A 17,346-nucleotide genomic window follows, 5' to 3' on the forward strand; every position below is an offset into this window, starting at 1 on the left:
CCGCAAAGGAACGGTATGCATATACAATTCAAATATCAAAAACCGTTAAGATGAGCTTCGTTCATTACACTCGGGAAATTAAGATAAGCATAATTACAGTTTACTGTTCCGTTTATGCCGTCTATCTTTGCATCCGAAGCAAACTGCCACATATTATAGCCCTTCTTGAAAGCCGGCCTTGAAACTCCGTAATGTGCTACCCATACATCGTATTTTGCATAAACCGACTCGTCAAGCCGTGTATTCAGGAAATTGGCGTAGCTCTTTATTCCGACATAATAGCCTTTTTCTTCAAGAACCGAGCAGAACGCCTTGACTATATCAGTAAGCTCCTTCTTGCTCAGATCCGCAAGGCTCTGATCCTCAATATCGAAATATATCGGATAAGTAAACCTGTGATCCTTTATTACTTCATAACAGGCTTCCGCTTCAAGAGCAGCGTCCTCAGGGGAATCAGCATAGCTGTACCAGTAGATCCCGTAATCGAGTCCCGCCTTTTCAGCTCCTGCAATATTATCATCGAAGTACTTGTCCTTCTGAGTTGAAAGATTTCCGTATCCTGCACGTATCATTGCGTAATCAATGCCTGATTTTCCGACCTGTTCCCAGTCTATCTCTCCCTGCCATACCGAAACATCTATTCCGCAGGCTACGCCCTTATTGACGCTTACAGGGAACAATGAATCGCAGTTTCCCGATTCGGTACCGTCAAAAACATATGTATCCGGAGAGATTATATACGGATAGTTGATATAACAGTGATCTCTGTCTATATCGCCATTGATACCGTCAATTCTGCTCTCACTTGTATACTGCCACATTCCGTAATCCTTGAAATACGAAGGAGCTTCAACTTTAAAGTGAGCTACCCATATATCATATTTTTCAAGTGTTTCTTCATATACTCTCGTAGTAAGGAAATTTGCAAAGCTGTAAATTCCCACATAGTATCCCTTTGCCTCAAGAGTTGAACAGAAAGCTTCGATTATAGCTGAAACCTCAGCAGTAGAAAGCCTTTTTTGGCTCGGATCTTCTATATCGAAATAAATAGGATACTTGAAATCATAATCCTTGATGACCTCATAGCATACCTCCGCTTCCTTATAAGCATCCTCAACGCTCAGGGCGTAGCTGTACCAGTAAGCGCCGCAGTCAAGTCCCACGGACTGTGCTCCGCGCATATTTTCATCAAACTTAGGGTCCTTCTGATACAGTTCCTTACCGTATCCTGCATTGACTATTACATAATCTATGCCCGATCTTCCGACCTGTTCCCAGTCAATGTCGCCCTGCCAGTGTGAAACATCTATGCCCTCGCTCTTTTTGTACATATAGCTCTTATCACCCGAATGCGATTTGGCATATGACTGATGAGCGTCATAAATGTCAAAAACGTTGAACGGTGTTTCATCGGCAGTTTCAACGGGCTGCCCGTCTATTTCGGCAGAAACAGCACCCACTTTACTTTCTGTTTCAAATATGCTATCATATGTATAAGAGCCGTTATTTTCAGCCGCAAATACAGCAGAGGCAGTTAAAGCCGAACCTGCACCGACGGAACAGGCGATCAATATCGAAATTAAGCTTCTGAATATCTTCATAACTGATCGTACTCCTTCTTTTCTAAAGCGTCAGAAAAATGAACTTCTACGTTGTGTATTTTGTTCATTATAACATAGTTTTTAATTTATTTCAATACAAATAGCTCATAAAATCGGAGGAAGCGCTTATTTTTGTCAGGATTGAAGAAATTCCTGCAATCTTTTTGTAACTTATAGATACATTTATGTAATATTTGAGGTATAATTAAATGAAAAAATTTAATGTAAATGAGAACGACAGCGGACAGAGAATAGATAAATTCATATCAAAAGCTCTGCCTGAACTGCCAAAAAGCATGATGTACAAGCTTATCCGCAAAAAGGATATAAAAATAAACGGAAAGAGATGCGATAGCTCTTCCCGTCTGGTAAACGGAGATATTATAACTGTTTATGTCAAAGACGAAGTCTCAGCCGAAAAGAAGCATGATATGAGCTTTCTCAGGTCACCATCTGAGATGGATATTGTTTATGAGGATAAGAACATTATTATAGTCAATAAGCCTGTTGGACTTGACTCTCATTCTAACGGCAGTCCCATGAAAGATACTATGATCGACCGTATAAAAAAATATCTGTATGCCAAGGGAGAATATATACCCGAGATTGAAAGCTCATTTGCTCCCGCACTTTGCAGCAGACTTGACAGAAACACCTGCGGGCTCATAACTGCCGCCAAAACAGCCGCTGCGCTGCGCGAGATAAACGAAGCGATACGAAGCGGAAAAGTAAGCAAAATATATCACTGCATCACTGCAGCTCCTCTGCCGAAACGTGAGGACATAATCACTGCATATCATCAGAAGGACGAAGCAAGAAACACCGTTAAAATAATTGATGCTCCATCGGATGGCTTCAAGCCAATAAAAACAGGCTATCGTGTGCTTGACTCAAAACCGCCTCTTTCTCTTGCGGAAGTAACACTGTATACAGGACGCACTCATCAGATAAGAGCTCACCTTGCCCATATCGGCGCACCCGTGCTCGGTGACGGAAAATATGGTATAACAGCCGTAAACAAGCGTTACGGAGTTTTCAGGCAGGCTCTTTGTGCTTACTCTCTCAGATTTGGATTAAGTGAAGATTCCGAGCTTTTTTACCTTAATTCGCTGGAAATAAATGCTCCCAAGCCTGATTTTGAAAAGAAGTTCTTTAGTTAGGCTGTCCGACTCTGTGACGAAGATTTTCTTCCTTGAGCTCTCTGCCCTCTGCAATAAGCGAACGTAGTTTTTCGGAATCGCCTCTTTTAAGAGCTTCACTGTATTTATTAAGGTTAGCGATCAGCGTATCGAGCTCATACTGCAGGTTTTCCCTGTTCTGCATGAAAAGATCGGTCCACATTTTTTCGTTCATTGTGGCAATACGTGTCATATCCTGGAAGCTTCCTCCGCTGAAACCGCATTCAAGACTAAGCTCGGGACTTTTTACATAAGCGCTGGATACGATATGTGCGAGCTGTGATGTATAAGCTATCATTTTATCATGATTTTCGGGACTTGTAACAACTATCTTTCCCGCGCCTATCTCCTTTGCCACACTTGTAAGCATTTCGATATCCTTTTCACTGCTGTCCGCAAAAGGTGCAACGATAAAATTTGCCTTTAAGAAAAGATCGGCTGTGCTGTTGTAATAACCGCCGAACTCTTTTCCTGCCATTGGATGGATACCGACATATCTGAGTCCGTTTGACTCGGATATTTTTTTCATTCTGTCGGAAAAATCGCCTTTTATGCCGCATACATCAGTGATAAGCGTACCTTTTTCAATTTCATGAGCGTGATCTTCAAGGAATTTTTCGGACGCTTCGGGGAAAAGAGCAATAATAACAAGGTCATATCCCTTATAATTGCCGTTGAATACATTATCAAGCGCAACATCCCTCAGGGCAGCGTTTTCGATATCATGGTTAAGATCACATCCTGTAACAGTGTGATATGTATACTTTTTCAATGCTTTGCATAATGAACCGCCTATAAGACCAAGTCCAACAACAAGAATATTCATGGAAACTCCTCCTGTTCTTTTATCATTTAAAGTATAACGCTTTAAATGCAAAAAGTCAAGTGCTAATTTATATAAAAATAACATTTATTTTCAAACGGCATAAAATAGTAGAGAGAGTTCTCTCAAATCCTATGAAAGGAATGGTTTTATGCCAAAGGTATTTTTAAGTCCTTCCACTCAGGAATGGAACGAATACGCAACAAGCGGCAACGAAGAGCTCTATATGAACCTTCTTGCAGACAGAATAGAACCCTATCTCAGATCCTGCGGTATAAGCTTTGTCAGAAACGATCCTGACAGAAATGTTACAGGAGCTATCGCCGATTCTAACGCAGGCAGCTATGATGTACACCTTGCCCTCCATTCCAACGCTGCTCCTCCCGATCTGTCAGGAAGATTACGCGGGATAGATATATATTTCGCCCCCAAAAGTAATCTGAGCGAAAAACTGGCAAATATAATTGCCAATAACCTTAAATCAATCTATCCCCTTCCCGATAAGGTCAGGGCAGTACCCACATACAGTCTTGGTGAGGTCCTGCGTACAAAAGCGGTAGCAGTCCTGTGTGAGCTCGGATATCATGATAATTATGCCGACGAAGCATGGCTGAAGAATAACCTTGAAAACATCGCACGGAATATCACAGCTTCTTTATGCGATTATTTCGGAATCCCATTTGTACCTGCAGGAGCAGTTCGTTGGGGTACAGTTACAACAAACGGCAGCAATCTTAATATACGAAGCTATCCGAGTTTATCGGGAACAATAATCGGTTCTATGCCTGACGGGGCATCTGTGATGATAAACGGAGAGACAAATGGCTGGTATGTCGTAAATTATAACGGTATAACAGGATATTCAAGCAGCAGCTTCATTACAATATGAAAAAATACCGTACAGCTCAGCTGTACGGTATTTGACGTTATATAAACGGTTTATTCATCATCCTCAGGCGGAAGTCCTCTTCTGCGCCTTGCCTTGTCATCGACCTTAGGAACAGCGTATATAGGCTTCATAGGCTTGGATTTGCTCTTGAAAACAATATACGAATACACACAGAGCATGATATAAATAGCACACAAAAGGAACGATATAAGCAGAGCTTTATGGAACCACCTTGATTTAGTAAACATTTTTGCTGCATATATATTGTATTTTGATGTTGAGCGTTCAACATTGCTTACTGCCACTATCTCAACTGTTCCGAGCTCTTCTCCCGAATATTCCAGTGTGACAGTTCCAAGGGGCTGTCCTTTGACTACGGGAGCCTGAAGAGTGTTCTTGTACCATACTACCTTATCACGGCTTATGGTCGATATATCAACGCCGTCATACCAAAGCAGCGTGAATTCTTCTTTTGGACGGACAAGCACATAATCATTTCCCTCTGCAAGCTCAACAGGAAGCTCACCGACCTCAGCAGTATCGGCAAGTATAACCTGATACGAAAAATGATTGAACGCCCAGTTGAATAAAGCCTTTGCATCGGTAAGATGATAAAAAGTTATTTCTCCTCTTTCATCGTTAAGCGGCGACTTCATAAGCACAGAAAGGTACTTGTTTCCGTCTCTGCTTGCCATAATGATACTGTTTCTTCCCGCGACCTCAAGATTAGCAGTCTTTATACCCTTTGCGCCGTTATAAGTATAATCACCTTCGGGTTCCATCATAATATTTGAATGAGTCCAGTACCATTCTTCCTGATCGGGATGATTCTTGATATTCGGAAGAGACGGCGTATATGTGTAAGTCGTTGCGATCTTTTCAAACCCGGGAACTCCCAGCGCGTAGACAGTAAGCTTTGCCATATCATCTGCTGTGGTATACTGATCCTTGTCATACATACCCGTAGCATTGGTGAAATGGGTATCTATAAGCCCGAGTTCCGCAGCTTTTTCGTTCATCATCTCAACAAATTTTGAAGTATCCTTATCTCCAACAGTATAGGCAATGGTTTCCGAAGCTTCCACAGAGGATCTGAGCATCATCGCATAGAGAAGATCCGTCATTGTAAGCACATCTCCGTCCTCTATACCGATAAATATCAGGTCTTCGGGATATTCGATATTGTACAGATGCTCATAAACAGAACTGTCTATCGTTATCTGCTGTGAAAGTGTCTTGTAATTTTCAAGACAGACCACAGCTGTCATTATATTTACGAGTGGTCCGGGAGCCTGCCGCCTGTCCGAATTTTTACGGTGTATAACAGTATTTGTATCAAGATTGAGCAAAACTGCCGATTCACTCATTATAGTTGTATTAAGAGGGAAATTTACAGCTTTTGCCCCGAATGATCCAAGAAAAGGCAGCGCAATGACAAGCGCCGACAGCAATGACAATACTCTTTTCATTTTAACTCCTTTATATAAGCGGAAATACCGCGATGATATCTTATTAAAAATAAAATGTACGATAAAATTAATCATACTATATTATTATAGCAGATTTTTTATAATTTTAAAAGGGGTTTCTAAAAAATTTTATTTTTTAAAATTTTTCATCAGCTCTTTACCTTTTTAGGAAAATGTGATAAAATAAAAATACATACAAAAAGAATGCAGTACAAAGAAAAAGCTGCTATAATACAGAACAAAAGAAAAGAACGGAGGTTTTTAATGTGATCTTTGTTACAGGAGATATGCACGGAGACATCACCCGCTTTAAAAGCCCTGAAATGAAAAAGCTGTCATACGGCGATACTTTGATCGTCGCAGGAGATTTCGGCTTTATCTGGAACAATTCAAAGGAAGAAAGAGCAAATTTAAAGAAGCTCGCCGAAAAGAATTACAGGATCGCTTTTGTTGACGGCTGCCATGAAAACTTCGACATTCTTGAAAAATACCCTGTAGAGACATGGAACGGCGGAAAGATACGAAAAATAGGAAAAAACATCTTTCATCTCATGCGCGGACAGGTCTATACTATCGAGAAAAAGAAGATATTCACATTCGGCGGCGGTCACAGTCAGGACAAGGATTTCAGAGAAAATACCGACTGGTGGGAACGTGAACAGCCGACTCATCAGGAAATAATGGAGGGTATCGCCAACCTTAAAGAAAACAGTTACGACATTGATTATATCATAACCCATGAACCGCCTTCATCGCTGAAAGACTGCCTCGGAGTCGATGTGCTCCAAAGGATCGAAATGCACGCCTTTTTTGAAGAAATTATAAAGGTTTGCAGATATAAGAAGTGGTTTTTCGGGAAATGCCATATAGATAAGCGCATCCCCCTGAGTTTTTATGCTGTATTTAACAGCATTATCCCATTAAAATAAGTATAAGCTGCATGGTCATGCCCATGCAGCTTTTTATATTTTGAAAAAACGTTCCGTATTCTCTTTTACCGCCGCTGTAAGCTCATCTTCGTCTATACGCATATTCCTTGCGAGCTCGGCTGCAACATATTTTATATTCTGCGGCACATTTGTGCGGTCAAGGCCCTTTATATTGTGCGGAGTAAGATACGGAGCATCAGTTTCTATCATCACGCGGTCCAATGGTATCATTTTAACGGCTTCACGAAGTGCTCCTCCTCTTCTTTCATCGCATATCCAGCCTGTTATGCCGATATAAAAGCCCATATCAAGATATTTTTTCAGGGTTTCCTTGTTTCCTGTAAAACAATGCACTACAGAATGGCTGCATATATCACTGTGCTTTCTGAATCTTGCAGCAAAATCATCGGCAGCTTCTCTTTCATGGAGAAACAGCGGCTTTCCAAACTCTTCCGCGATCTTTATATGATGTTCAAAACAGCGTATCTAATTTTCACGGGTGGAGAACATCCTGTCGTAATCAAGTCCGCACTCCCCTACCGCTACTATCTTTTCATTGCCCGAAACCATCTCACGTATACGCGCAAAATCCTCAGCTTTGGCTCTGTCTGCACCATGAGGATGTATTCCGCAGGTACCGAAGCACTCATGATCTTTTACAAATATATTTACACTTTCACTGCTTTTCATATCAGAACCTGTAAGTATACAGCTGACATTTTCATTCATTGCGTCATTTATTATCTTTTCAGGCTCCCTGAACTGCTTGCAGAAAAGATTGAGCCCGATATCATAGTATTTTATCATATTATCTCCTTATATAGTGTCCAGAGCAGCCATACGAAGCTCATCAGCTGCATTCTTTATGTCGGCTGCTCCGAAAACAGCGGATACTACTGCAATACCGCAGTGTCCGCAGCCTTTTATCTCTTTAACATTCTCAGCTGTTATTCCGCCTATAGCCACAGCAGGGATATTTACACTGCTGCATATCTCTTTGAGCTGCTGCGGAGTTATCCTTACAGCATTTTTCTTAGTCGGGGACGGAAAAACAGCGCCTACTCCAAGATAATCAGCTCCCGAGCGCTCTGCAAGCTTTGCCTGTTCTACTGTTTTCGCAGTTGCTCCAATAATAAAATCATTGCCTGCGATCCGCCTTATCTCAGACACGGGAGCATCCTCTATGCCGACATGGACACCGTCAGCTCCGCATTTCAGAGCAGCCTCATAATCATCGTTTATTATAAGCGGCACATCGTATTTATGGCATATCTTAAGAAGCTTTTCCGCTTCTTTCAAAAGCCCATGCTCACTGATGTTCTTCTCGCGCAGCTGAACTACTCCTACTCCGCCGAGTATAGCTTGTTCTACGGCTTCTTCGATACTAATGTCCCGAAGACAGCCTCTGTCTGTAACCGCGTAAAGTAAAAGAGAATCCTTGTCTATTTTCATATATATCACTTCCTGTCAAATTCGCCTATAAATGCAGACGGATCAGAGCATCGCATAAATCCGCTCATAACACAGGCTCCTGCTGCTCCGCATTTACGAACAGAGCTTATATTATCAGGTGATATTCCGCCTATGGCATATACAGGTACATCAACACTATAGCAGACATTGTGAAGAAAGTCAAGTCCCCGAGGAGCAAGTCCTTTCTTGCAGTCAGTCTCAAAAATATGACCTGCCGTTATATAATCGGCACCAAGCTTCCGGGCTTCCACGGCATCTTCAACAGAATGACACGAAACTCCTATACGGCAAAATTTTCTTTTGTCACCATCTGTAAGAGTGCGAAAGATCCCAAGCGGAAGATGTATACCGCCTGCTCCGAGAGCAATTGCCGCTTTCCAGTAATAATGAAGCACAAGCTCGGTTTTATTTCTGCATATTTCAGCCGCTCTTTCAGCAAGAGCGGTATATTCTTCTTCACTCAGATCCTTTTCACGCAGGATAATAAATTTCGGCCTTGCATCGGCTATAAGTTCAAGCTGTTCAAGAAAGCCGCCAGAACACAGCTTTCTCGCCGTAACACATACAATATCAGACATAAAGATAATCATTCAGCACAGGCTGAAGTCCCTCAGAAGACATATCATTATACATCTTTTCAAAGCTTCGGCTGTCGTTTATCTCAAACTGCTCGTCCCCCTCTGCAGCTTCATTTTCCTTTCCCGTGTACTTGCTTTCATGATCTCCGATACCCGTGGATACGCCTGCCGATACCTTTGTAGCAGCTATCTTTACAATACCGTTGCGGAATGTCTCGCTTTCCCGTGAGGATACGGTTATACCGCAAAACGGCAGAAATATCCTGTACGCGCAAAGTACCTGACAGAGCTGTTTTTCATGAACATCAAGAGGATCTATCCCCTCGTTATTGATTATGGGGCGAAGCCTCGGACAGGACAGTGATATCTCAGCCTGCGGATACTTTCTCTGCAAATAATAAACATGAAGCGCACTTGCAAGTGCGTCCTTTCTGAAATCGGAAAGCCCGAGCAGAGCCGAACAGGCAATACCTCTCATACCGCCCATCAAAGCACGCTCCTGAGCATCAAAGCGATACGGGAATACTCTCTTGTGTCCGAGAAGATGGAGCTGTTCATAGCGGTCACTGTTGTATGTTTCCTGAAACACAGTCACATAGTCGGCTCCGCATTCATGAAGATATCTGTATTCATCGGTGTTGAGAGGATATATCTCTATACCCACCATTCGGAAGTATTTACGGGCAAGCTTACAGGCTTCACCTATATACTCAACACCGCTCTGTGCACGGCTTTCGCCTGTGAGGATAAGTATCTCCTCCATGCCGCTGTCTGCGATGACCTTCATTTCATGCTCTATCTGCTCCATATCCAGCTTCATCCGCCTGATATCATTATAGCAGTTGAAACCGCAGTATACGCAGTAATTCTCACAGTAATTGGCAATATACAAGGGTGTGAAGAGATATACTGTATTTCCGAAGTGCTTTTGTGTTTCAAGTCTTGCCTTTTCTGCCATTTTCTCAAGAAACGGCTCCGCGGCAGGCGAAAGAAGTGCTTTGAAGTCCTCCACCGTGCATATCTCATGGCTCAGCGCTGCGTTTACGTCACGGGCAGTATACTGCGAATAATCGTAGTCATCCATTTCTGTAAGGACTTTTTCCATAATATCGGAGTTGATGTGCTCCATGCCCTCCATATATTCCATATGATCGGTACGCGACGACGGATCATTTTCAAGCTCATGCTTCTTTTTCAGTGCAGCTTCGGAGAGCTTGTCCGAGTCCACAAAATAATGATTTTCCATTGAATTACCCTCTTTATAAATTCAGTCTCTAAGGAAGCCCGTGAGTGTATCGGATGGTGAAGCCCCCCTTGTAAGTACTCTTCCGAGACCCGACAAATATGCCTTTCTGCCAGCTTCTATAGCCTGTCTGAATGCCTCCGCCATTACCGGGAGGTCGCCTGCCGTAGCAAGAGCAGTATTGGACATTACGGCAGCTGCACCCATTTCCATAGCCTCGCAGGCTTGTGAAGGTCTGCCGATACCTGCGTCAACTATTATGGGCAGGTCTATCTCGTCAATGAGTATCTGTATGAAATCCTTAGTCGCAAGCCCCTTATTTGAACCTATAGGAGAAGCAAGCGGCATTACGGAAGCCGCTCCCGCATTCACAAGGTCACGGGCTGTATTGAGGTCGGGATACATATAAGGCATTACGACAAAGCCTTCTTTGGCAAGTATCTCCGTAGCCCTTACAGTTTCCTGATTATCAGGAAGAAGATACTTCGTATCACGCATTATCTCTATCTTTACAAAATCGCCGCAGCCAAGCTCGCGGGCAAGCCTTGCTATTCGGACTGCTTCATCGGCATTCCTTGCACCCGAGGTATTGGGGAGCAATGTAACTCCCTCCGGAATATAGTCCAGAATATTCTCATGCTCCTTTGAATTTGTCCTTCTGACTGCAAGAGTAATGATCTCTGCACCTGCATACTTCACCGCAGCTTCAATAAGACTGAGAGAATATTTTCCCGAGCCGAGAATAAAACGCGAGGAGAACTCATGTCCTCCAATAATAAGCTTATCATCTTTCATTGCTATTACTCCTTAAACTTCATATTCGCCCGCAATTATCCTTATGATCGCATGAGCCTGATGCGCGGCACATATGAGTACCCTTGACGAGATAAGTCCCATACCATCGGCGATATCACTTACTCCGTCGCCGCACATATAAAAACGAGATGCTATCCGCTTTGTGGTTATCATATTTGACGGTGCAAGCCCTGCCATTCCCGAAGCAGAAACAAGGTACTTCTCGGGTATATTCTCAAGAACATAGTTAACAAGCATGGCTTTCTGATCTGCTTTATCGAAGGCTTCGGCAATAATGCTCTCATCTGACAGCAATTGCTTCATATTTTTCTCCGAGAGCCTTACACAGTCTTTCTTTATCTCACAATATGGCGCTATACGCTTCAATGTGTCGAAAAGTGCTTCTGTTTTGGGCTCACCGAGCTGCTCAGGGAAATATTGCTGACGATTAAGGTTTGATATATCAACTTTGTCAAAATCAATTATATGCAGCTTTCCTACTCCTGCCCTTGCAAGAGCGATCGCAGTATTCGAGCCGAGCCCTCCGAGTCCGCATACTGCGACCGAAGCGCTGCTCAGCTTTTCCTGAAGCTCTGCTCCGTGCCTTTCTGCAAGCGCCGCATACATCTCTTCCCTTGAAGGAATACTCATATCAGCCGCCTCCTACAAAACGGACGACCTCAACAACGTCGCCGTCTTTTAGTATGGTCTCGTCATACTTCACTTTCGGAACTATTTCTTCATTCAGCTCCACAGCGACCTGCTTAACGTTTATATTCATTTCGGACAATACTTCCGAAACGCTTTTTCCGTCCTTATCAAGTATTTCACCGTTTATCTTTACCATTCTGCTCACTCCCGATAAAAAAATTCAGGGAACCGTCAGACGCAGTTCCCTGAATGTATCTTCATCACATAACAGACTCCCTACGCTGGCGTTACCCAAATCAGGTCAAAGGGTCGAAGGGAATACCTTCCTCTCAGCCCGTAATGCGAGCTCCCCTGTTACACTTTTAATATTATATCACCTTGATATAAAAAAATCAAGTACTTTTTTCACGCTTCTTTATTTTCAGCACTTTTATCTACTAAAAAAGCAGCCTGTATTTTTTATACAGACTGCCTTGATAATTACATTTTTTGTCAGGTGCTTTCACATCTGCGGATAACCTTTGAAGGACAGGCTTCCATACATATGCCGCAGTTCGTGCACAGCCCGTAATTAATGGAAGCATGGAAGTTATTAACGATGATAGCCTCATTAGGACACTTTTTCTCGCATATCTTACAGCCGATACAGCCGTTTTTGCAGACAAGCTTGGTAGCCTTTCCGTTATCGCCCGATGAACACATAACGTCCATGCGCTTTGCGACAGGCTTTATAGAAATAAGCTGATTCGGACATACTGCCGCGCACTGTCCGCAGGCTCCGCATAATGCGGGATTGACCTTTGCTACTCCATTTATTATTTTTATAGCGTCGTGCTCGCACTCCTTTACGCAGTCGCCAAGACCGATACAGCCGTACTTGCACATACCGTTTCCGCCGTAAAAGCGCTTTACTGCCTTACATGACTGAACTCCGTCAAAAATGAAAGCTTTATCTGTAGCTTCACAGTCTCCGCTGCAATGTACCACGGCTGTCATTGGAACGACCTCCGCGGCAGCAGTTCCGAGGATCTCTGCTATCTTGCCTGCGGCTTCCGCACCGCCGGGACGGCATAAATTTGCAGCAGCGCCCTTTTGGATTATAGCAGCCGCATAGTCGGCACAGCCTGCAAATCCGCAGGCTCCGCAGTTTGCCTGCGGCAGGGATCCGCTTATTTTTTCTATTCTTTCATCGACCTTTACATAGAACACCTTAGCCGCAGCAGTGAGCAGTACACCTGCAAGAACTCCGCAGCCTCCGAGGATAAGTGCAGGAATTAAATAAGTCATTATCCCACCTCCTCAGTTAAACAGTCCCGAGAAGCCCATAAAGCTTACGGAAACTATAGAAGCCGCAATAAGCGTTGCAGGAACTCCCTTGAATGTCTCGGGGATATCCGCATACTCAAGCTTTTTACGGACTCCCGAGAAAATAACGAGTGCAAGCATGAAGCCAAGTCCGCCGCCGAGTGCGTTTATAACAGACTGACCAAAGCTATAGCCGTTGTCTATATTAAGGACTGTAACGCCAAGCACAGCACAGTTGGTGGTTATAAGCGGAAGATATACTCCCAGTGACTTGTAAAGTGCAGGAACGCATTTCTTGAGAAAATTCTCCACAAGCTGCACAAACAGCGCTATAACAAGGATGAATACAACGGTATCAAAGTATTCAAGATGATTCGGGACAAGTATACCGTGATGGATAGGATATGTTACAACTGTCGCACATATCATTACAAAAGTGACCGCAATTCCCATGCCCGAAGCGCTGTCAAGCTTTTTCGATACACCAAGGAAGGGACATATTCCCATAAATTTTGAAAGCACGAAATTGTCGGTAAGCATCGCCGAAAACATTATAACAAATATAGCTTTCACTGACAGTCACCTGCCTTTCCGCAGGCTTCCGCATTGGGACAGCCTTTGCAGCCAAGCTCCTGCGGCGGCTTTTTGTTTGACAGTTTATTGACAACTGCGATTATTACACCAAGTGTAAAGAATCCGCCCGCGGGCATTATAAACAGGAGCATAGGATCATCACTCAGCACAGGGAGAGTTATTCCCATCCATTTTCCCGAGCCTATTATCTCTCTGACAGAGCCCATAAGGAAAAGTGCAAGAGTAAAACCTATTCCCATTCCGATCGCGTCAAATGCCGAAGCTGTGACTCCGTTCTTGCTGGCAAACATTTCTGCTCTGCCGAATATGATACAGTTTACGGTGATAAGTGTGAGGTATATTCCGAGGCTGTCATAAAGACTCGGCACAAAGCCCTCAAGCAGGAAGCCGATAAGCGTTACAAAGCTTGCTATTACAACGATAAATGCAGGTATACGCACCTTATCGGGGATCACCTTTCTGAGTGCTGATATAACGATATTTGAGCCAAGAAGAACGAAAGTCGTGGCAAGTCCCATGCCTATTCCGTTGAGAGCCTGAGTAGTGACCGCAAGAGTCGGACACATTCCGAGAAGCATTACAAGTGTGGGATTTTCCTTGATGATGCCCTTTGTCAGCTCATTTGTAAGAGATATTTTCTTGTCAGCCACCGAGGATCGCCTCCTTGTTTTCATTATATGCATTAAGTGCAGTATCAACTGCGTGCTTCATTCCCTTTGAAGAAAAGGTTGCTCCGCTTATAGCGTCAAATTCATTCCGAGGATGCTTGAGTCCGTAGAACTGCTTGCGGAAATCCGCTTCATCACGCACCTTTGAGCCAAGACCCGGGGTTTCTCCCAGTGAAACAAATTCAATTCCCGAAATCGCACCGTTCTCGTCGATACCAACGAGGATATTTATTCCGTCCTTGACATAACCGTCGGAACAGACCTGTATAACAGTCTTTTTATCGGGTGTGACCGCAATCGTCTCAATGTCATCGAGCTTGCATTTCAGAGAAACTATCCTGCTTTCGGTCTTGCCGAAAAGAGATTCTACACAGGTGTTGAACTTCTGCGCCTTCTGTTCTTCTATCCTGTCTGCTGTGAGCTCATAAGCAAATACAAGCAGCAGTGAAGAAATAACACAGATAACCGTAAGCACGAGAGTAGGTTTTATCTTATCCTTCATTCTTTGCCGCCTCCTTCGCACCGAGCACCTTTGTTCTTGTAAGCTGCTCTATATAGGGAGTCAGCACATTCATGAGAAGTATGGAGAAAGACACACCCTCGGGATATGTACCGAAATGTCTGATAACAAAGGTGATGATACCGCATCCGAGACCGAATGCGATCTTACCCTTTGTTGTGATAGGCGTTGTTGCATAATCGGTAGCCATAAAAAAAGCACCGAGGAAAAGTCCGCCTGCAAGTATCTGGTATACAGGGTCTTCACCGCCGAGCCAGCTGAGCAGGAAAACACTTCCGATAAATGATATCGGTGCTGCCAGTGAGATTATCTTTCTGAACGCAAGATACAGTCCGCCGATAAGAAGTCCTAAAGCACAGACCTCTCCGAGACAGCCCCCTGTTTTACCTATGAAAAGATCAAGGTAAGACGGCACATTATCGCCGCTGCTTGCGAGTACAAGGGGAGTTGCCGAGGAAACAGCATCATAATTATATTCAAGCGGCTTTATCCAGTGTGACATCGACGGAAAGCTTACCATAAGCACGATACGTGCTGTAATGGCAGGATTTGCAAAATTCTGTCCTATTCCGCCGAAAAGCTGCTTTACAACAACGATAGCAACAAATGAACCTATGACGCCCATCCAGTAAGGAGCTGTGACAGGAAGATTCATGGCAAGCAGAAGACCCGTAACAACGGCTGAAAGATCGCTGATAGTATTTGAGCGCTTCATAAGAGAGCGGCAGAAATACTCGAAACAAACGCAGCTGCCGATACAAACGGCTGTAAGCGGTATAACTCTCATGCCGAAGAAGTACACAGCAGCTCCCCATGCAGGAAGCAGAGCTATTATAACATTCAGCATGATAGTAGAGGTTTTGGTATAATTTTCATCGTGCGGTGACGGTGAAACGATAAGTTTATCCATTAACGGTCAGTCTCCTTACTTTCTGGGGATAAGAGCTTTTGCAAGCTGATTTGTCTCCGCAAGCTTCCTGTTCGCAGGACATACGTAAGTACAGCTTCCGCAGTTCATACAAAGCATGACCTTAAGCTTTTTGAGCTCCTCAATGTCCTTTATCTTATAAGCCCTGTCAATTTCAGCAGGCATAAGCCCGAGAGGACATACTCTGACACAGCGTCCGCAGCGTATACAGCTCGAGGTCTGACGCTCATCATATTTATTAAAAGCAAGAAGCGCATTTGAGGTCTTTACAACAGGCATATCAATATCGGGAACACTCATTCCCATCATCGGACCGCCCGCAATAAGCTTTATTATGGAATCCACATCCGCTTTGCAGAATTCAAGGACAGACCTGAATGATGTTCCGATAACCGTACTGACGTTCTTAGGCTCTCTCACAGCATTTCCGTCAACAGTAAGTCTGCGGGTAACAAGAGGCATTCCAGTCTGCATATAACGGTAAAGAAAAGCGACTGTGGAAACATTCATTACTATTACGCCGACATCAGCGGGAAGGCTTCCTTCGTTGACAATTCTGCCTGTAGAATTGTATATAATCACTTTCTCGGCTCCCTGAGGATAAGCTGACGGCAGAGTTATGATGTCTATACTGTCGTCATTGTTAGCCATTTCCGTAAAGTTCTTTATAGCCTCAGGCTTATTTGACTCTATGGCAAGCTTTGCGGTCTTTATGCCGAGCTGAGATTTTACCATATTGATACCGTTTATTATATCCTCGGGATTTTCGATCATTTCACGATAATCCGCAGTAATATAAGGCTCACATTCGGCAGCGTTTATAATAAGCGTATCTATATCATTTTTGGGATTAAGCTTTATATGCGTCGGGAAGCCTGCACCGCCGAGTCCGCAGGCACCGCTCTCCCTAACAGCTTTTATAAAGCTTTCCTTATCAGTCACAACAGGCGGCTTTACTTCATCCGAAACAGTCTGCAAACCGTCACATTCTATCTCAATCATTTTACAGACGACACCCATAGCATTTCGATAATCAGCTATAGTCTTTACCTTGCCCGAAACTCCCGAATGTACGGGAGCACTGAAGGCTGCATCGGTATCACCTATTTTCTGTCCGACCTTGACCTCGTCTCCGACCTTCACAAGAGGCTGGCAGGGCGCACCCATAGTCATTGACATAGGGATACGGACGATATCGGGAACAGGAAATTGAACTGTTGCGCTGTTTTCCGTATTTTTACGGTGCTTCAGCTTTATTCCGTTCAGTTTTTTCATATAGATCTCCTTGAAAAGCAGAAAATCTGCAAATTAAAATGCATAATATTATGTAAAAAGTTGAGCAAAAAGCCCATACAATATAATTATATATTATTTCAAGGAAATATTCAAGAGGTTTTTACAAAAAAATAATATTCTGAGAACAAATTATATCATTAACAAACAAAACACCTGTTTTCGATAGAAAAAAGGATATATAAAAAGAATATCATTATAAAATAAAAACGCTCTTCCATAAAGAAAGAACGTACTTCACAAAAGTAAAAAAGCACCTGCGAACGCAAGTGCTTAGGAGAGGCGCCACCCAGATTTGAACTGGGGATCAGGGTGTTGCAGACCCACGCCTTACCACTTGGCTATAGCGCCGTCTTTGGAGCGGATTACGAGGCTCGAACTCGCTACCTCCACCTTGGCAAGGTGGCGC

General features: G+C 43.5%; 18 protein-coding genes, 1 tRNA gene, 1 pseudogene and 1 riboswitch. Of the genes and pseudogenes, 3 read left to right on the forward strand and 17 right to left on the reverse strand.

The genetic code is table 11. The annotated features are described in order from the left end of the window. Positions 1–35: 35 nt before the first annotated feature. On the reverse strand, positions 36–1,601 hold the full coding sequence (locus Q0R37_RS01685) for a glycoside hydrolase family 25 protein (RefSeq protein ID WP_294750429.1): 1,566 nt from the start codon (positions 1,599–1,601) through the stop codon (positions 36–38). A gap of 209 nt (positions 1,602–1,810) precedes the next feature. Here Q0R37_RS01685 and Q0R37_RS01690 point away from each other — a divergent pair, with 209 nt between their 5' ends. Next, the gene (locus Q0R37_RS01690; protein ID WP_294750430.1) at positions 1,811–2,761 is read left to right on the forward strand and encodes an RluA family pseudouridine synthase; all 951 of its coding nucleotides are present in this window, start codon (positions 1,811–1,813) and stop codon (positions 2,759–2,761) included. Here Q0R37_RS01690 and Q0R37_RS01695 read toward each other — a convergent pair. Beyond that, positions 2,754–3,605 (reverse strand): prephenate dehydrogenase, encoded by an 852-nt coding sequence (locus Q0R37_RS01695; RefSeq protein ID WP_294750432.1) that lies wholly within the window; start codon positions 3,603–3,605, stop codon positions 2,754–2,756. The genes Q0R37_RS01690 and Q0R37_RS01695 overlap by 8 nt on opposite strands. A gap of 148 nt (positions 3,606–3,753) precedes the next feature. Here Q0R37_RS01695 and Q0R37_RS01700 point away from each other — a divergent pair, with 148 nt between their 5' ends. Further along, on the forward strand, positions 3,754–4,491 hold the full coding sequence (locus tag Q0R37_RS01700; RefSeq protein WP_294750434.1) for an SH3 domain-containing protein: 738 nt from the start codon (positions 3,754–3,756) through the stop codon (positions 4,489–4,491). A gap of 50 nt (positions 4,492–4,541) precedes the next feature. Here the strand turns inward: Q0R37_RS01700 and Q0R37_RS01705 are convergent, their stop codons facing one another. After that, positions 4,542–5,960 (reverse strand): serine hydrolase, encoded by a 1,419-nt coding sequence (locus Q0R37_RS01705; RefSeq protein ID WP_294750436.1) that lies wholly within the window; start codon positions 5,958–5,960, stop codon positions 4,542–4,544. Positions 5,961–6,226: 266 nt separating this feature from the next. Here Q0R37_RS01705 and Q0R37_RS01710 point away from each other — a divergent pair, with 266 nt between their 5' ends. Beyond that, positions 6,227–6,889, forward strand: a complete 663-nt coding sequence (locus Q0R37_RS01710) for a metallophosphoesterase (protein ID WP_294750437.1) — start codon at positions 6,227–6,229, stop codon at positions 6,887–6,889. Positions 6,890–6,922: 33 nt separating this feature from the next. Here the strand turns inward: Q0R37_RS01710 and Q0R37_RS01715 are convergent. The 14 genes and pseudogenes from Q0R37_RS01715 to Q0R37_RS01780 form a co-directional block, all read right to left on the reverse strand. Further along, positions 6,923–7,696, reverse strand: a pseudogene (locus Q0R37_RS01715) (TatD family hydrolase). A 9-nt stretch (positions 7,697–7,705) separates the two neighbouring features. Beyond that, positions 7,706–8,341 carry a thiamine phosphate synthase gene (gene thiE / locus Q0R37_RS01720; protein WP_294750439.1) on the reverse strand — a complete coding sequence of 212 codons (636 nt, stop codon included), beginning with the start codon at positions 8,339–8,341 and terminating at the stop codon, positions 7,706–7,708. Between the two features lie 5 nt (positions 8,342–8,346). Then, on the reverse strand, positions 8,347–8,940 hold the full coding sequence (locus Q0R37_RS01725; RefSeq protein ID WP_294750441.1) for a thiamine phosphate synthase: 594 nt from the start codon (positions 8,938–8,940) through the stop codon (positions 8,347–8,349). Further along, positions 8,933–10,186: a 2-iminoacetate synthase ThiH gene (thiH, locus tag Q0R37_RS01730; protein ID WP_294750443.1), complete on the reverse strand. Its 1,254-nt coding sequence runs from the start codon at positions 10,184–10,186 to the stop codon at positions 8,933–8,935. Before thiH ends, Q0R37_RS01725 begins: the two co-directional genes overlap by 8 nt. Before the next feature lie 21 nt (positions 10,187–10,207). Next, complete coding sequence (locus Q0R37_RS01735; RefSeq protein ID WP_294750445.1) at positions 10,208–10,978, reverse strand: thiazole synthase; 771 nt, start codon at positions 10,976–10,978, stop codon at positions 10,208–10,210. 12 nt (positions 10,979–10,990) lie between these two features. Next, positions 10,991–11,629 carry a sulfur carrier protein ThiS adenylyltransferase ThiF gene (gene thiF / locus Q0R37_RS01740; RefSeq protein WP_294750447.1) on the reverse strand — a complete coding sequence of 213 codons (639 nt, stop codon included), beginning with the start codon at positions 11,627–11,629 and terminating at the stop codon, positions 10,991–10,993. Position 11,630: 1 nt separating this feature from the next. Beyond that, positions 11,631–11,825: a sulfur carrier protein ThiS gene (thiS, locus tag Q0R37_RS01745; protein WP_294750449.1), complete on the reverse strand. Its 195-nt coding sequence runs from the start codon at positions 11,823–11,825 to the stop codon at positions 11,631–11,633. A gap of 60 nt (positions 11,826–11,885) precedes the next feature. Beyond that, positions 11,886–11,992, reverse strand: a riboswitch (TPP riboswitch). Positions 11,993–12,121: 129 nt separating this feature from the next. Continuing rightward, positions 12,122–12,916, reverse strand: a complete 795-nt coding sequence (locus tag Q0R37_RS01750) for an RnfABCDGE type electron transport complex subunit B (RefSeq protein ID WP_294750451.1) — start codon at positions 12,914–12,916, stop codon at positions 12,122–12,124. A gap of 12 nt (positions 12,917–12,928) precedes the next feature. Further along, a complete protein-coding gene (locus tag Q0R37_RS01755) occupies positions 12,929–13,507 on the reverse strand; it encodes an RnfABCDGE type electron transport complex subunit A (RefSeq protein WP_294750453.1) in 579 nt (192 codons plus the stop codon). Next, positions 13,504–14,178, reverse strand: a complete 675-nt coding sequence (locus tag Q0R37_RS01760) for an electron transport complex subunit E (protein ID WP_294750454.1) — start codon at positions 14,176–14,178, stop codon at positions 13,504–13,506. Before Q0R37_RS01760 ends, Q0R37_RS01755 begins: the two co-directional genes overlap by 4 nt. Then, complete coding sequence (locus tag Q0R37_RS01765) at positions 14,171–14,698, reverse strand: FMN-binding protein (protein WP_294750456.1); 528 nt, start codon at positions 14,696–14,698, stop codon at positions 14,171–14,173. Before Q0R37_RS01765 ends, Q0R37_RS01760 begins: the two co-directional genes overlap by 8 nt. Continuing rightward, entirely contained in the window at positions 14,688–15,626 is a 939-nt protein-coding gene (locus Q0R37_RS01770) for an RnfABCDGE type electron transport complex subunit D (RefSeq protein WP_294750458.1), read from the reverse strand. The genes Q0R37_RS01765 and Q0R37_RS01770 overlap by 11 nt, the downstream gene beginning before the upstream one ends. A 15-nt stretch (positions 15,627–15,641) precedes the next feature. Then, positions 15,642–16,919 carry an electron transport complex subunit RsxC gene (gene rsxC / locus Q0R37_RS01775; RefSeq protein ID WP_294750460.1) on the reverse strand — a complete coding sequence of 426 codons (1,278 nt, stop codon included), beginning with the start codon at positions 16,917–16,919 and terminating at the stop codon, positions 15,642–15,644. Between the two features lie 298 nt (positions 16,920–17,217). Continuing rightward, positions 17,218–17,288: transfer RNA gene (locus Q0R37_RS01780), tRNA-Cys, on the reverse strand. Positions 17,289–17,346 lie beyond the last annotated feature (58 nt).

Source organism: uncultured Ruminococcus sp. (assembly GCF_946415235.1).
Classification (GTDB): domain Bacteria; phylum Bacillota; class Clostridia; order Oscillospirales; family Ruminococcaceae; genus Ruminococcus.